This is a genomic window from Pseudomonas sp. HN2-3, assembly GCF_020691745.1.
In the GTDB taxonomy this organism is placed as follows: domain Bacteria; phylum Pseudomonadota; class Gammaproteobacteria; order Pseudomonadales; family Pseudomonadaceae; genus Aquipseudomonas; species Aquipseudomonas capeferrum.
The window spans coordinates 3,829,659-3,844,599 of sequence record NZ_CP085704.1 but is presented as its reverse complement, the minus strand read 5'-3'; the positions used below and the strand labels follow the sequence as shown (position 1 = coordinate 3,844,599).

Genomic DNA, 14,941 nt, shown 5'->3' with positions numbered 1-14,941 from the left:
ATGCACCCATGCGCAATCACGGCTTCTTGGGCCGCCCAGCCAGGGTCGCAGAGAATCCTTAACAGAAGCTGCTTTCAAAGTTTTACGCCTGCAGAACGGGGAGCTGATGAGGGCTGGCGCGGGCATGCGAGGGTGCATGGCCCGGGCCAACGCCGTTCTACCGGATTAACTGTGCTCGTGACGCTTTGAAAACAGCTTCCAACGGACATTGTTGCCTTGAAAAGGCGGGATGATTCTACGGCAAAAAAAGCCCGAAGGTAAGGCGGCGAACATGACTTTAACGAGTGACCCCGGTTAGACAAAGGGCTAACATGGGCCCGTATTCCTCCGCAAAGCCGTTGTTTTTCATGTCCAACAAGTCCATCAAGACCCCTTGCGTCGGCCTGTGCTCCACGGTGTACGGAGACACGGTATGCCGTGGCTGCAAGCGTTTTCACCATGAAGTGATCAACTGGAACGGCTACGACGACGCGCAGAAGCGCGCCGTGTGGTTGCGTCTGGAGCAGTTGCTGGTGCAGGTGATGATGGCCAAGCTGGAAGTCTTCGACAAAAGCCTGCTGCGCCAGCAACTGGAGCAGCGTGCCATCCGTTTTGTCGAGCATCAGTCGGAATACTGCTGGGCCTACCAGTTGATCGCCCGTGGGGCGCGGATGATCCGTGACCTGGAGGCCTACGGCATGGTGTTGTTGCCCGAGTTTCGTGACTGGGAATTACCGCAGCTGCGCGATGCCATCGACCGGGAGTTCTTTCTGCTCTCCGAGGCTCATTACCAGCGTTATATCGCCCCGAGCTTCTTGCGCGATGCCCTGGAGAATAGCCAGGGCTAGCCTGTTGTCGCGCGTTTCCCGGCCTGTGCGCAGGCTTGCTGGCGAACAGGCTGGGGAAAAACCGCATTAGTCCCCGGTATATTCACACCCGCTGGTGCAGGTCTCGTGAATCCGCACCTTGGACAGCTCCGGCAGCAGCGGCTTGACCTGCTCCCAGATCCATTTGGCGATCACTTCGCTGGTCGGGTTCTCAAGGCCTGGGATGTCGTTCAGGTAGTTGTGGTCCAGTTGCTCGTAGATCGGCTTGAAGATCGCCTTGATCTCCGAGAAATCGCGGATCCAGCCGGTGTGAGGGTCAAGTGGGCCGGTCAAGTGCAGGCCGACCTTGAACGAGTGGCCGTGCAGGCGGCCGCATTTGTGGCCGGCAGGGACGTGGGGCAGGCGGTGGGCCGATTCGAATGTAAATTCTTTGAAGATTTCCACGCTAGATAACTCTGTAGGAACGGGTGCGATCGCGCAGTTTAACACTACGAGCGCCTTTCCCGCTGCGATTGGCGCGATACAGGCTTGAGCATAGTCCCCTCATCTCGACGTGAGGCATGCCTGCATGAGCGACTACCAGTTTGTTCCCGAAAATAGTTTTGTAGCCCGCCTGTTCTGGAGCGAGGGCGATGGTTCTGCACAAGAAGGCTCGGCAAACCTGCACCGGGTCGGGGTGCTGGGGCGGCCCGAATCGCGCCTTGGCAGCGATGGCTGGCTGTTTGCCGGGCCTCATGACTACAGCGCCGAACCCGTCTACAACATCACCGGCAGGTTGATTTTCCCGGTAAGGTTCTGGTTCGGCTGTTATGAAACCCAGGGACGTTATGACTTCGATATCAGGGCCTCTGCCACAGATCCTTCCTCCTATGTGTACGGGTACCGAGGGCACCGGCTTGACATCAGTCGTGGCGGTTATCTTGGCTTGTATGGCTGCAGCGACCCTGTAGGGGTCGATCCGTTGGGCGCTGGCATGATGATCTGGCGCCTGGAAGGGCTGGAAGCAGGCGCGCTGGAAAGCGGGCAATTCATCACCGGGCTTGACCTGGTCAGCCTGCACGGTCTGCCGGTCAGGCAACTGACCGAAGACGGCTTCCCTTATCTCAATGAAAAGGGCGGCGCCTCTGGAAAACTGGCGCTGCAGATCATGAGCGCGGGCGTGCCGTATCCCTAGCCCAGCCTGCTTCGCCTACAGCGGCTGCAAGCGGTCCTGCAGGGCGCCAGTGGCAATTAGCTCGAGCAGTTCGTCGCCCAGCCGCTGGCTTTCGGCAATGGCTTTGTACCAGTAGCGCTTGCGGCCGGGCGCGTCGCCCATGAAGCGCTTGAAATCGTTGCGGTCGGGCAGTTTGCCAAAGGGTAGGGCCGCCAGGTACTGCGGTGATGGGCTCATCAGCAATACGTTCTGCAGGCGCGTGGCATCCCCTTTGCGCCAGGGCATTGCCTTGTCGAACCAGCCGGGTACCACCTTGTCCGTGAAGTGCGGATACAGCACCAGGTCGTCGCCACGGTAGGGCAGGTCGAGGTGGTAGTCGAGCAGGCCGCCGTCGCGGTAGGTGCCTGCCCCCGCCCCGGGGATGTCGCGCACACCCTCCATGACCATCGGGATCGAGCCGGACGCGAGCAGCGCAGGGCGCAGGTTGGCCAGGGCCAGCGGCAGGCAGCGCGAGGGGAAATCCGTAAGCGCATCCAGCGGTGGGGCGGCACGCTCGTCGTGCAGGATGATCCGTTCGAAATGTCGGCCCAGGCGCGCGCGCCCCAACAGGTTGCTGGCGATTACCGACCCCAGGCCCATGCCTAGGCGCCCGGGGTGGTCGTGGGCGAGCTGGCCGTGGCTCTTCACCACCAGGATGTTCAGCCGGTAGTGCGGGTTGGCGAGGATCTGCCCGTCGCGGCCCTGCAGCAAGTCGTCGAGCATGCGCTGGCAGCTGCGGCTGATGTCGGCCGCCGTGACCCCTTTGGCAAAGTCCTGTTCGGTATACAGCTCACCGAGGCGGCGGATGCCAGCTACCGGGTCGTCAAGGCAGGCACTGGCGAAGCGCCAGGAGCCGATCGAGGCACCGATCAGTGCCCGCTGGCGGGGTACCGATGGCAGCCACTCTCCGAACAGTGCCAGGTCCAGGCCCTGTATGCCCAAGGGCTTCGGCCCGCCGGCCGCACCCGGCAGTACACCCACATCCGCAGCCTGCAGGCCGCGCTCGCGGATTTGCCGCAACGCACGCTGGCCAGCCTTGAGGGTGAGGGCGGGATGCTTGATATGAATGGCGCTCATGGGGATCTCGGGGCCGGCAATCGGGTCATTATAAGGGCAGATCACGATGGCCGGCTGCGCTATCATGGCGCCAGCTGTTTTCAGGTTGAATTAAGGACCGCTGGGTAATCTTAACCCCGTAGACAACTTGAACATCTCTCAGGAGAGAAGACACGATGAAAACTTTGACTGCCCTGTTCACCGCCGCTGCTCTGGTTGTTGGTGCCAACGTTGCCCTGGCCGATGTGCCGGCTCACGAAATCAGCGGCCTGGAAAAAGCCGGTACCGTTCAGTCCCTGCAGAAACTGGCTGAAACGGCCAAGGCAAAACACCCGGGCTCTACCATCACCGATTCGGAGCTCGAGAACGAGTACGGCCGTTACATCCTCAAGGTCGAACTGCGTGATGCGCAAAACGTCGAGTGGGACGTCGATCTGGACGCCAAGACTGGTGAAGTACTGAAGGACAAACAGGACACCTGATGAAAGCGCTACCGCGCAAGGCTCGCTACCTGGCCCTCGCGCTGATGACTGTCTGTTCGCTGGCGGTTGCCCGTGACCTCGATCAGGATGAAGCCCTTGAGCTGCGGCAAAAGGGCGTCATCCTGCCGCTTGAGCAATTGCTTGACTCAGCCCTGGGGCGTTACCCCGGGGCGCGTCTGCTGGAGGCGGAGCTGGAAGAAAAACACGGCCGCTACGAATACGAGGTCGAGCTGCTGACACCTGCCGGGGTGGTGCGCGAGATCAAGCTGGATGCCCGCAGCGGCGTGCTGCTCAAAGACGAGGAAGACGACTGAATGCGCCTGTTGCTTGTCGAGGACAATGTGCCGCTGGCCGATGAACTGATCGCCGGCCTGCAACGCCAGGGCTATGCCGTGGACTGGCTGGCCGACGGCCGTGATGCGGTGTACCAGGGCCAGAGCGAACCCTACGACCTGATCGTCCTCGACCTCGGCCTGCCGGGCTTGCCGGGGCTCGATGTGCTGGCCCAGTGGCGCGCCGGCGGCCTGGCCACGCCGGTGCTGGTGTTGACCGCGCGCGGCTCCTGGGCCGAACGTATCGAGGGCCTGAAGGCTGGGGCCGACGATTACATGAGCAAACCCTTCCACCCGGAAGAGTTGCAGTTGCGCATCCAGGCGTTGTTGCGCCGTGCCCGCGGCCTGGCCAATCAGCCCACCCTGGAAGCTGCCGGCTTGCACCTGGATGAAAGCCGACAGTGCGTGAGCCGCGATGGGGCCGATATCCAATTGACCGCCGCCGAGTTTCGGCTGCTGCGCTATTTCATGCTGCATCCGCAGCAGATTCTCTCCAAAAGCCACCTGGCCGAACACCTCTACGATGGCGAGACCGAGCGCGACTCCAATGTGCTTGAAGTGCACGTCAATCACCTGCGTCGCAAGTTGGGCCGCAGTGTGATCGAAACCCGTCGCGGGCAAGGCTACATCTACGCCGGGAACGTCGCGTGAAGTCGATCCAGGCGCGCCTGAGCCTGGGGCTGGTGGCGGTGCTGGTGGTGGTGGGCGTGGTGCTTGCGCAGCTCACCCTGTGGTTGTTCGAGGCGGGCCTGCAGCGCTACCTGGAAAACGGCCTGCGCAAGGAAAGCGAGAACCTGTTGGTGGCACTGGTGCGTGGCCCTTCGGGGTTGCAGCTGGATGAGCGGCGTATTTCCGGCGCTTACCAGCGGCCGTTTTCCGGTTATTACTTTCGCATCGATTTTGACCAAGGTACCTGGCGTTCGCGCTCGCTGTGGGACCTGGACATGCCCAAGCCTGCTGCGCCCGGCCTTTCCGATAGCCACGAGCTAGGCCCTGAGGGCCAGCAATTGCTCGCGCTGCGCGCTGACTATCGACGCCTTGGCCAGGACATCTCGATCAGTGTGGCGCAGGATTACTCACCGGTGCGCGAAGGCTTCCGGCGCATGCAGCAGATCGGCCTGGGCATGGGGCTGGTGGCCTTGATGCTGGTGCTGGTACTGCAGCGCATCACGGTGAAGCGCTCGTTGCGCCCACTGGAGCGAGCCCGTCAACAGATCGCCCAGTTGCAACAGGGCCAGCGCTCCCAGCTGGATGCCGAAGTGCCTGTGGAATTGGCACCGTTGGTGGGGCAGATCAACCATTTGCTGAGCCACACCGAAGACAGCCTGCGCCGCTCGCGCAATGCCCTGGGCAACCTGGGCCATGCGTTGAAGACGCCGTTGGCGGTGCTGCTGAGCCTGGCGTCCAGCGAGCGCTTGCAGGGGCTGCCCGACGTGCGTGAGCAGATGCGCGCACAGCTTGAGCAGATTCAGCAGCGCCTGGCGCGCGAACTCAACCGGGCTCGCCTGGCGGGCGATGCCTTGCCGGGTGCCCAGTTCGACTGCGATGCCGAATTGCCAGGGCTGTTGGGTACCTTGGGGATGATCCACGGTGAAGGCCTGGTGCTTGAGCGGGACGTACCGCCTGGGCTGTTGCTGCCCTGGGATCGCGAAGACGTGCTGGAGCTGCTGGGCAATCTGCTGGACAACGCCTGCAAGTGGGCCGACAGCGAGGTGCGCCTGGGGATTGCGCCGAGTGAAGGGGGTTACCAGCTGTGGGTTGACGATGACGGCCCGGGCATCCCTGAAGGCCAGCGTCTGCAGGTGCTGGAGCGCGGTTCGCGGCTGGATGAACAGGTCGATGGACATGGCCTGGGGCTGGGCATCGTGCGCGACATCGTGGAGGCCTGGGGCGGGCGCCTGGTGTTGCTCGAAAGCCCTTTGGGCGGGTTGCGGGTGAGTATCGAGTTGCCGCGCCGGGCTCGATAACGCCGGGGCCAGCCAGATCACCACTGCAAAAATATTGCAGTACAGCCGCATTTTTTTGAATTGGCCCTTGTAAGCCACGCCCGGCACAATCCCCTCACGAAACTTCCCAGTTTCCATCTCTCCACGGACGGAGCCCCTTGCGCTATTGCTTTGGCAATACAGGGCCCAGGCCAGCTCGGCTGGGCTTTCTTTTTCACCAGAAAAACTACGATCCCGATTATTCCAATGCCTGCCTCGCGTTCCGAAAGTCGTCTGCAGCGGCTGTTGCCTGCGCCCCTCAATACATCCCCTAAAGAATGGCTGCGTGCTGGAGCCGGTGCACTGCTCGGCCTGTTCCTCGCCGGCTGGCTGACCAGCCTGGCCTACGGCCCTGGCATCGCCTTGCACCTTCTAGGCCCCTTGGCTGCCTCGGCAGTGCTGGTATTTGCCGTGCATTCCGGCCCTTTGGCCCAGCCTTGGCCAGTGCTGGGCAGTTACGCCCTGGCGGGCGCTGTCGGCCTGGCCATGCGCCAGGGCTTAGGGCCTGAGCTGTGGGTGGCTGCCGCAGCCCTGGCGATCTCGGTGCTGTTGATGTGCCTGCTGCGCTGCCTGCACCCGCCGGGCGGTGGGGTGGCGGTGAGTGCAGTGCTGGCCGATTCGGGGCTTACGGCCCTGGGTGACCATCTGCTGGAGCCGGTGCTGCTCAATGCGCTGATCCTGGTGACAGTCGCGGTGCTCTACAACCGTTTGACCGGCGTGCGCTACCCCAAGGGCAATGCCCCGCGCAAAGAGCTGCATCACACCCATGACCCATTGCCCAGTGAGCGCGTGGGGGTCAGCGGCGCCGATCTGAACCAGGCGCTTGAAGAGTTGGGCGAGTTCGTCGACGTCACTCGCGACGAGCTGGAACGCATCATCCTTGCCACCGAGCAGCATGCCCTGCAACGCAGCCTTGGCGGTATTACTGCAGCATCGGTGATGTCCCGGGATGTGCAGTTCGCGTCACCCGACACCACCCTGGAGCAGGCGTGGACGATGCTGGCCAGTCACCACCTGAAAACCCTGCCGGTGCTGCAGCACGGCAAGTTGGTAGGCATCGTCAGCCTCAGCGACCTGGTCGGGCCGGCCATGCAGCGGGGGCAGTTCCGTTGGCGCGGCCTGTTCGGGCGCAAGGCGGTGCGCATGGCGCAGGTGATGAGCCGGCGGGTGATCAGTGTCAGCAGCCAGCACCCGCTGGAGCGCCTGTTGCCCTTGCTGTGTGAACAAGGGCTGCACTGCTTGCCGGTAATCGACGCTGGCCAATTGGTCGGGGTGGTCACCCAGACCGACCTGATCGCCGGCCTCAAGCGCCAGTTGCTCAGCGCCGCAGGCAATGCTTCAGATCACCGGGTCCCAGCGCTGTGACCAGTCGCTGACGCCGGCGGCCACCAGCTGGCGCAGTATCGCGAATGCCTGTTGCAGGGCCTCGCTGTCGCGCTTGCGCGGGTACACCAGAAATGTCGGGTAGGTGAATTCTGGTGCCTGGGGTACCCGCTCGAACACCCCGCTGTCCAGATAGGCCTGCACTACGCGGGTACGGAAGTAGCCGCTGCCGCCCTGGTCGAGGATGAACTGCAGAGCCAGGGGCCCGAGGTTGAAGCTCAGTGCCGGGCGCGCGCAGTCGGGCAGGGCGGCGTCGTGCTGGCGGCGGAATGCCTCCCCCCAGTCGATGTAGATGTACGGGTCTGGCTGGTCAACCCGGCGCACGCGGATCAACTTCTCTTCCATCAATTGCTCCACCTGCAGGCCCGGCCCGTAGGTCGGCTGATACACCAGCGCGGCGTCCAGCAGGCCCATCTCCACCTTGCGCAGCAGCGACTCGCCATCGCTCACCTCGCTGCGGATGGCATGGCTGGGCAGCTCGCGGTGCAGGGCGCTGACCCAGTCGAGCATCATCGGGTTGCCCAGGCTCACTTCGCCGCCCACATGCAGCACTTGATGGCACCCTTCAGGCAGCGGCAGGTCGCGGCGCGCCGCTTCCCACGTCTGCACCAGCTGGTTGGCATAGCTGACGAAGGCCTCGCCATCGCTGGTCAAGCTGGCGCCGTTGCGGCTGCGTACGAACAACTGGCAGCCCAGTTGCTGCTCCAGGCGCTGTACCCGTGCAGTGATCGCGGTCTGCGACACGAACAGGCGCTCAGCGGCGGCGACCAGGCTGCCGCAACGCACGATTTCCAGAAAGGTACGGGCCTGTTCGATATCCATGGGGTGCTCAGTGGCGGAAGGGGAGGCCTATTCTAGAGAGTTTGCACCGTTATGGGGCGTATAGGCGTTGTCTGCAAATTTGCAGATCGGTTGTGACTTTAGTCCCATGGCGGCCCCGGTGTGGCGGTCCATACTCAAGTTTCGCCCTTCAATAACAACAAGTACCGGGTTTTCTACGCCATGAGCTATCAGCACAGCTACGCCCATTCCATTGCCGACCCTGCCGCATTCTGGGCCGAACAGGCCGCGCACCTGGCCTGGCACCGCACGCCTTCCCTCACCTTGCAGGACAACCCGGACGGTACCCACCGCTGGTTTGCCGACGGCCGCCTGAACAGCTGCCACCTTGCCCTCGACCACCAGATCGAACAAGGTCGCGGCGAGCAGTTGGCGCTGATCTACGACTCGCCTGTGACAGGCGTGCAACAGGCGTACACCTATCGTCAGTTGCGCGACGAGGTGGCACGCCTGGCGGGCTTGCTGCGCCAGCTGGGGGTCAACAAGGGGGACGGGGTGATCATCTACATGCCCATGGTGCCCCAGGCGGCCATGGCCATGCTGGCCTGCGCGCGGATCGGCGCGGTGCATTCGGTGGTGTTCGGCGGTTTTGCCGCCAACGAACTGGCCTTGCGCATCGATGATGCCCGGCCCACTTTGTTGCTGACGGCATCCTGTGGCCTGGAGTTCGACCGGGTGATCGAATACAAGCCGCTGGTCGATCGCGCCCTGCAACTGGCCCGCCACCAGCCGCGCAATGTGCTGGTATTGCAGCGGCCCCAGGCCCGCGCCCCGTTGCAGCCTGGCCGCGACCTCGATTGGCAGCAAGCGCTGGCAATGGCCGAGCCGGTCGCCCCTGTCGAACTGGATGCAGGTGACCCGCTGTACATCATGTACACCTCCGGTACCACCGGGAAGCCCAAGGGCATCGTGCGGGAAAACGGCGGCAACGCGGTAGCGCTGTGCTATGCCATGCGCCACATCTACGGTATGCAGGCCGGTGACGTGTGGTGGGGGATTTCCGATGTGGGCTGGGTGGTCGGCCATTCGCTGATTGTGTATGGCCCGTTGATGAGCGGTTGCACCACGGTGTTTTATGAGGGCAAACCGATACGCACCCCGGACGCCTCGGCGTATTGGCGGGTGGTCGAGCAATACAAGGTCAACGCCTTGTTCTGTGCGCCGACCGCCATGCGTGCAATCCGCAAGGAAGACCCGGACGGCGCGTTGATCAAAGGGCACGACCTGAGCTCGCTGCGTCAGCTGTTTCTGGCCGGGGAGAAGCTCGACTCCAGCACCCATGAATGGCTGGAACGGGTCACTGGCAAACCGGTGCACGACCATTGGTGGCAAACCGAGACCGGCTGGCCGGTCACCGCCCCTTGCGTTGGGCTGGACGGCAGCGCCGCGCGAGCGGGCTCGAGCAACCGCGCCGTGCCGGGCTACAACGTACGTGTGCTGGACGATGAAGGCCATTTGCTGGGGCCCAACCACCAGGGCTCGATCGTCATCGCGCTGCCGTTGCCGCCCGGGTGCAGCCAGACGCTGTGGGGCGACCACGAGCGCTACCTGCAGGCCTACCTGCGCACCTATCCCGGCTACTACCACACAGGCGACGGCGGTTACCTCGATGATGACGGTTTCGTGTACATCATGGGGCGCACGGACGACGTGATAAACGTCTCCGGGCATCGTCTGTCTACCGGCGAGATGGAGGACCTGGTGGCGCGTCACCCGGCGGTCGCCGAATGCGCGGTGATCGGCGTGCATGACGATATCAAGGGGCAGGTGCCTTTGGCACTGGTGGTGCTCAAGGATGGCGAAGGCATTGCCGAGTCGCAGTTGTTGGTCGAATTGGTGGGCAACGTGCGCGAGGAGATCGGGGCGCTGGCGTGTTTCAACCGGGTGCGGCTGGTCAAGCGGTTGCCCAAGACCCGCTCAGGGAAGATCTTGCGGGCGGTGCTGCGCAAGATTGCCGATGGCCAGGACTATGTGCCGCCTTCGACCCTGGACGACCCCGCCGTGCTGGGGGAAATCGAGGCGGTGCTGGCGGACCTGCCGCGAGCGGGTTGAGGTGGGATGCTGGGGCTGCATGGCAGCCCCGGCATCAATCAGGCCCCACCTGATGCAACTGCCCCAGCCGGCTGCGCGTGCGCATCAGGTCGGTAATCGCGCCACCCAGGCTCTCATCCAGCGGTCGCTGCCCGATCACCGTCAGTTGCTTGTCCTGGTCATATAGCACATCCACCAGGTTCACGAATCGCTGCTGCGCGGCCAATGAGCAGTCGGACAAATCGCCCAGCCCATCGATGACCCACGCATCGTATTGCGCCGCCAGCGCCAGGTAATCGATCACCGCAGTAGGCTGTTCGCACAGGTCGTCGAAGGCAAACATCACCTGCCGACCTTGATGGGCCAGTGCGCGCAGGCTGCGTTTGTTGATATCCAGCGTGGCAGGCTGCGCGCCCGGCACGTTCAGTGCCTGGCGCTGCTCGGCGGTGCCGGGCCACACATAGTGACCTTGGGTAAACCGCTGGTGCTCGCGGTTGGCTGGCAGGCTGCGAAAATCGGTGTCGCCGCCGACTTCCAGCACCTGCATTCGGCCGTTGATCAGGCGGATCACCGGCAGAAAACGTTCATGGTAAAGCGGGTTGGGCAACAGCCCTTCCGGTGCGTAGTTCGACGTTACCAATAGCCATATCCCACGCTCGAACAGCGCGGTGAACAGCCGGGTGAGCAGCATGGCATCGCCAATGTCATGCACATGGAATTCGTCGAAACACAGCACTCGACACGCGCCGAGCAGCTCGTCCAGGGTCGCCCCGAGGGCATCGTCCAGCGCCCGGTGGCGGTGCATGCCCTGGTGCAGTCGGGCAAAGAAATCATGGAAGTGCAGGCGCCGCTTGGTCGCAACCGGCACAGCCTGGAAAAAACCGTCGAGCAGCCAGCTTTTGCCCCGGCCCACTGAGCCATGCAGGTAGAGGCTGCGCGGTTGTCCGTTTTCCAGCTGTGCCACCTGCTTGGCCATGCATTGGATGACCCGACGCTGACCCTCGCTGAGCTGGTAGCCACGGCTGCTGGCCTTGTCCTCGAACCAGGCCAGCAATTCGCTCTGAGGGGCAGCGCTTGCGCGCAGGCGCTGGCCGAGCTGACGCAGCGGGGTAGGGATCCAGGCAGGCAAATCGGTAGCTCCTTGGTCGAGGGGGCAGGGCGCAGCTTGCGCGAAGGCCGCCATTTTGACCAATAGAGAAAGCAGTGGGCAATGATCGCCAGACGAGATAGGTTCGCGCGGCCCTCAGCCTTTACGTTCCAGTTGACGCTCGATCATGTACTTCACCGCCAGGCGGCGTTCCTTGAGGTGGCGCAGGTCTTCGTCGACGAAATTGCCAGCGGAGATCGACTCGGCGGCCAGCACCTGGTTGTCGATGTCCATGTACTCGTCCAAGAGCCGGTCCAGGGCCTTGTCCTGCTGGCGACGTTGCTGGACGATTTCGCGGGGGTAGTGCAAGTCCTGGTAAAGGTCGTGTGAGACAGGCATGGGTGCCTCCTTGGTCAATGCAGTGCGCTTATCTGATTGGAAGGGTGAAATACGATTGTGTTGACGCGGGGCAGGGGGAAAGCGACGGGTGGTTGCCGGGGATGGGCGCTTCGCGCCGATGACGAAGAGTAACTTGCTGTTTTAAAGCATTTTTTTTCATAAAGGGGGTTCACAGCTCTAAAGAATGTTGTTAAAGTGCCGCGCATTCCACGACAACAACCCAGTTGTCAGGCAGTTGGAATTGTCAGAGCAGCAATTGCTGCATCCGATACAGGGGCGTCGCCAAGCGGTAAGGCAGCAGGTTTTGATCCTGCCATGCGTTGGTTCGAATCCAGCCGCCCCTGCCATTTTCTGTTTCACATTACCTCTTCTTTTCTCGGTGCTTAGCAAGATAAGCGCCGGGTTTTGTCGTTTCCGGCGTTTGTACCTGCCCATGTCGCCGGTAAGCCGGCGACATGGGCAGGGGGTGCAAACTACGGCGAGGTGCGCAGCAGTTCACTCAGCGCACGCGCCAGTTCATCGGCCTGCACAGGCTTCTGCATCACCAGGCTACCTGGCAACTCCAACCCCTCCAGCTCTGCATAACCGGTCAGAAACACCACCGGCAAACGCGGGTGCCGTTCGCGCGCCGCCAGCGCCAACTGCGCGCCGTTGAATTCGGGCATGGCAAAGTCGGTCAGCAACAGGTCAATCTCGTCATCGAGCAAGGCCAGGGCCTGCTCACCGCTGTGCGCCTGACGCACCTGATAGCCGTACTGGCGCAGCACATCGCCGAGCATGTCGCGTACCAGGTGGTCGTCATCCACCAGCAGCACCGTGCGGTTGTGGCCACTTGCACTGGTCGGCTGGGCAAGCAGTGGGGCCACCGGTTCGCTCTGCACGTGATCCTTTACCGCCGGCAGGTACACTGCCACCTGAGTGCCGCGACCAGGCTCGGTGTCGATGCGCACGCCACCGCCCGACTGCTTGGCAAAGCCGAATACCTGGGCCAGTCCCAGGCCCGAGCCCTTGCCGATGTCCTTGGTGGTGAAGAAGGGCTCGAACACCTTGGCCAGCACGTCTTCGCTCATGCCGCAGCCGGTGTCGCGGATGCTCAGCATCACGTACTCGCCGGGGTCCGGGTCTTCCGGGCGCTGAGGGCGGGCCTCGATGTGGGTGTTGCGGGTCGAGAGGGCCAGTTGGCCGCCGTCCGGCATGGCATCCCGGGCATTGATCGCCAGGTTGAGGATGATCATCTCGGTCTGGGTCGGGTCGGTCAGTGCCTGCCACAGGTTCGGGTCCAGGTCCAGGCGCACCGACACGTTGCCGCCAAGGGTGCGGCGCAGCAACTCCTCAAGGCCGGCCAGGGTCCGGTTCAGGTTCAGTGGCACCGGCTCCAGGCGCTGGCGTCGGGAGAAGGCCAGCAACTGCGAGGTCAGCTTGGCACCCCGTTCGCCCGCTTCGCGAATATGCGTGAGGCGGGTGCGTGCCTTGTTCAGGTCGGCCTTGTTCAGGTCGCGCTCAAGGAAGCTGGCACCGGTGAGGATTACTGTCAGCAGGTTGTTGAAGTCGTGCGCCACGCCAGCGGTCAGTTGGCCGACCGCTTCCAGGCGCTGCATCTGTTGCAACGCGGCCTCGATGCGCTCGCGCTCGGTGATTTGCTCACGCAGGCGGGTGTTGGCCTCGGCCAGCCCCAGGGCGGCCTCGCGCTCGCTGGTGATGTCGCGGGCCACCACATACAGCAGGGTGTCTTCCGGTACCACCACCCAGGACAGCCAGCGCTGCTGGCCGCCGGCATGCAGGATGCGCCCGACGAAGCGCGCGCTGGTGCGGCCGTGGGCGAGGGCGGCCAGTTCGGTGAGCAACAGTTCTTGATCGGGTTCGGGTAACAGGTGCAGCAGCGACGCCTGGCTCAGCCGCTCGCGGGAAAGGCCCAGGCTCGCCTCCCAGGCCGGGTTGAGCGCGACCGGGGTGAGGTCTTTGTTCAACACCGCCAGCAAGTCCTGCGACAGCTCCCAGGCACGGTCGCGTTCACGGGTGCGGCGCTCGACCCGTTCACCGAGCATCTCGTTGAGTTGCTTGAGGGCTTGGGTGGCCTGGCGCTGGGTATGGATGTCCTGCAGCACGCCGGAAAAGCGCACGCACTGGCCGTCGACGAACTGGGTCTGGCCGCTGCTGAGCAGCCAGCGCGGTTCCAGGCCGTCGAGTAGCGCGCTACGGAATTCGACCCGGTAGTGGCCGTCGCTCTCGGAGCGCATGGCATGCTGCACGGCGTCACGGACCATGGCGACGTCATCGGGGTAGATGCCGGCCAGGAACACCTCCATGCTCATCTCGGTGCTGGTGGGCAACCCGAACAAGGTTTTGCAGCGGTCGTCCCACAGCAACAGGCCTTCTTGTGGGCGCAGGTCCCAGGTGCCCATGCCGGCGGCGTCGATGGCGATGCGTGCGCGCGCTTCGACATCTGCCAGCGCTTCTTCGGCGCGGCGCCGGCGCTGGCGCTCCTGTACCTCGGTCAGGGCCCGCCGCACGGCCTTGGGTAGCAGGGGCAGGTTTTTCTTCAGCACATAGTCGGTGGCACCCAGGCGGATCATCTCCACCGCGTGCTCTTCACCGTAGATGCCGGAAAGGAAGATGAACGGGGTGTCCGGTGCCAGGCGCTGGGCAATGGCCAGCACGTCGGTGCCGGACGAGCCGGGCAGTACGCAGTCGCAGAGGATCAGATCGTAATGAGCCTCACGCAGCGCGTGCTCGACCCCTATATGGTCGAACACCAGCTGCGACTCAACGTGCAGCCCGCTGCGCTCCAGGCGCAGCAGGGTCAGCTCGGCGTCCATCGAGCTGTCTTCGACCATCAACAGTTTCAGCGGCGTTGGCAGCATCTTTGCGGTGGCCTCAATTGCTGCTGCGGCGGTTTAGGCGCAGCGAGCCGGGTGGCGGTTCGTTGAGCACGGCCCAGAATATCCCGAGGTCGGAGATGGCGGCGACGAACTCTTTGAATTCCACGGGCTTGACCACGTAGGCATTGACCCCCAGCTCGTAGGCGCGCAGCAGGTCGGGCTCCTCTCGAGACGAGGTCAGCATCACCGTCGGGATACTGCGCAGGTCAGGCGTGGAACGGACTTCCTTGAGCACTTCCAGGCCATCGACCTTGGGCAGCTTGAGGTCCAGCAACAGCACGGCGGGGTTGCCGTCGTCGCGTGCAGCATAGGCGTTGCGGCGCAACAGGTAGTCCAGGGCATCGGCGCCGTCACGCAGCACGATGACTTCGTTGGCCAACTGGCTGCGCTCCAGGGCCAGCAGGGTGAGCTCCAGGTCCCGGGGGTTGTCTTCTACCAGCAGGATGGGTTTGAGCATGATGGTACAGGG

Annotated in this window: 15 protein-coding genes and 1 tRNA gene; 9 read left to right on the top strand and 7 right to left on the bottom strand. The window is 63.4% G+C overall.

The window, feature by feature from the left end; translation table 11 throughout:
* Nucleotides 1–347: 347 nt before the first annotated feature.
* Nucleotides 348–827, top strand: a complete 480-nt coding sequence (locus tag LJX93_RS17420; protein WP_162181144.1) for a DUF1289 domain-containing protein — start codon at nt 348–350, stop codon at nt 825–827.
* Between the two features lie 66 nt (nt 828–893).
* Here LJX93_RS17420 and queD read toward each other — a convergent pair whose 3' ends face one another.
* Nucleotides 894–1,250, bottom strand: coding sequence for a 6-carboxytetrahydropterin synthase QueD (queD, locus tag LJX93_RS17415; protein WP_033699061.1), 357 nt, complete (start codon nt 1,248–1,250; stop codon nt 894–896).
* Nucleotides 1,251–1,374: 124 nt separating this feature from the next.
* Between queD and LJX93_RS17410 the strand changes: the two genes are divergently transcribed.
* Nucleotides 1,375–1,980 (top strand): hypothetical protein, encoded by a 606-nt coding sequence (locus LJX93_RS17410; RefSeq protein WP_033699060.1) that lies wholly within the window; start codon nt 1,375–1,377, stop codon nt 1,978–1,980.
* Nucleotides 1,981–1,995: 15 nt separating this feature from the next.
* Here the strand turns inward: LJX93_RS17410 and LJX93_RS17405 are convergent, their stop codons facing one another.
* The gene (locus tag LJX93_RS17405; RefSeq protein ID WP_033700164.1) at nt 1,996–3,075 is read right to left on the bottom strand and encodes a hypothetical protein; all 1,080 of its coding nucleotides are present in this window, start codon (nt 3,073–3,075) and stop codon (nt 1,996–1,998) included.
* A 155-nt stretch (nt 3,076–3,230) separates the two neighbouring features.
* On the opposite strand from LJX93_RS17405, the gene LJX93_RS17400 reads away from it, so the two are divergent.
* The 5 genes from LJX93_RS17400 (at nt 3,231) to LJX93_RS17380 (ending at nt 7,218) form a co-directional block, all read left to right on the top strand.
* Nucleotides 3,231–3,536 carry a PepSY domain-containing protein gene (locus LJX93_RS17400; protein WP_033699059.1) on the top strand — a complete coding sequence of 102 codons (306 nt, stop codon included), beginning with the start codon at nt 3,231–3,233 and terminating at the stop codon, nt 3,534–3,536.
* On the top strand, nt 3,536–3,850 hold the full coding sequence (locus tag LJX93_RS17395) for a PepSY domain-containing protein (RefSeq protein WP_033699057.1): 315 nt from the start codon (nt 3,536–3,538) through the stop codon (nt 3,848–3,850). The genes LJX93_RS17400 and LJX93_RS17395 overlap by 1 nt, the downstream gene beginning before the upstream one ends.
* Nucleotides 3,851–4,519 carry a response regulator transcription factor gene (locus LJX93_RS17390; RefSeq protein ID WP_033699056.1) on the top strand — a complete coding sequence of 223 codons (669 nt, stop codon included), beginning with the start codon at nt 3,851–3,853 and terminating at the stop codon, nt 4,517–4,519. It begins immediately after the preceding gene.
* Nucleotides 4,516–5,835, top strand: coding sequence for a sensor histidine kinase (locus tag LJX93_RS17385; protein WP_033699055.1), 1,320 nt, complete (start codon nt 4,516–4,518; stop codon nt 5,833–5,835). Before LJX93_RS17390 ends, LJX93_RS17385 begins: the two co-directional genes overlap by 4 nt.
* A gap of 225 nt (nt 5,836–6,060) precedes the next feature.
* A complete protein-coding gene (locus LJX93_RS17380) occupies nt 6,061–7,218 on the top strand; it encodes an HPP family protein (protein WP_227696244.1) in 1,158 nt (385 codons plus the stop codon).
* Here LJX93_RS17380 and LJX93_RS17375 read toward each other — a convergent pair.
* Entirely contained in the window at nt 7,192–8,058 is an 867-nt protein-coding gene (locus tag LJX93_RS17375; RefSeq protein ID WP_033699053.1) for a LysR family transcriptional regulator, read from the bottom strand. The genes LJX93_RS17380 and LJX93_RS17375 overlap by 27 nt on opposite strands.
* A 180-nt stretch (nt 8,059–8,238) precedes the next feature.
* Between LJX93_RS17375 and LJX93_RS17370 the strand changes: the two genes are divergently transcribed.
* Nucleotides 8,239–10,128: a propionyl-CoA synthetase gene (locus LJX93_RS17370; RefSeq protein WP_033700162.1), complete on the top strand. Its 1,890-nt coding sequence runs from the start codon at nt 8,239–8,241 to the stop codon at nt 10,126–10,128.
* 34 nt (nt 10,129–10,162) lie between these two features.
* Here LJX93_RS17370 and zapE read toward each other — a convergent pair whose 3' ends face one another.
* Nucleotides 10,163–11,236: a cell division protein ZapE gene (zapE, locus tag LJX93_RS17365; protein ID WP_095063638.1), complete on the bottom strand. Its 1,074-nt coding sequence runs from the start codon at nt 11,234–11,236 to the stop codon at nt 10,163–10,165.
* A 114-nt stretch (nt 11,237–11,350) separates the two neighbouring features.
* Nucleotides 11,351–11,593, bottom strand: a complete 243-nt coding sequence (locus LJX93_RS17360; protein ID WP_033699049.1) for a hypothetical protein — start codon at nt 11,591–11,593, stop codon at nt 11,351–11,353.
* 272 nt (nt 11,594–11,865) lie between these two features.
* Here LJX93_RS17360 and LJX93_RS17355 point away from each other — a divergent pair.
* Nucleotides 11,866–11,940 (top strand) — tRNA-Gln (locus LJX93_RS17355).
* A 126-nt stretch (nt 11,941–12,066) separates the two neighbouring features.
* Here LJX93_RS17355 and LJX93_RS17350 read toward each other — a convergent pair.
* Both LJX93_RS17350 and LJX93_RS17345 read right to left on the bottom strand, forming a co-directional pair.
* Entirely contained in the window at nt 12,067–14,454 is a 2,388-nt protein-coding gene (locus LJX93_RS17350) for a response regulator (protein ID WP_047581098.1), read from the bottom strand.
* A gap of 13 nt (nt 14,455–14,467) precedes the next feature.
* Complete coding sequence (locus LJX93_RS17345; RefSeq protein WP_186655050.1) at nt 14,468–14,929, bottom strand: response regulator; 462 nt, start codon at nt 14,927–14,929, stop codon at nt 14,468–14,470.
* Nucleotides 14,930–14,941: the final 12 nt, after the last annotated feature.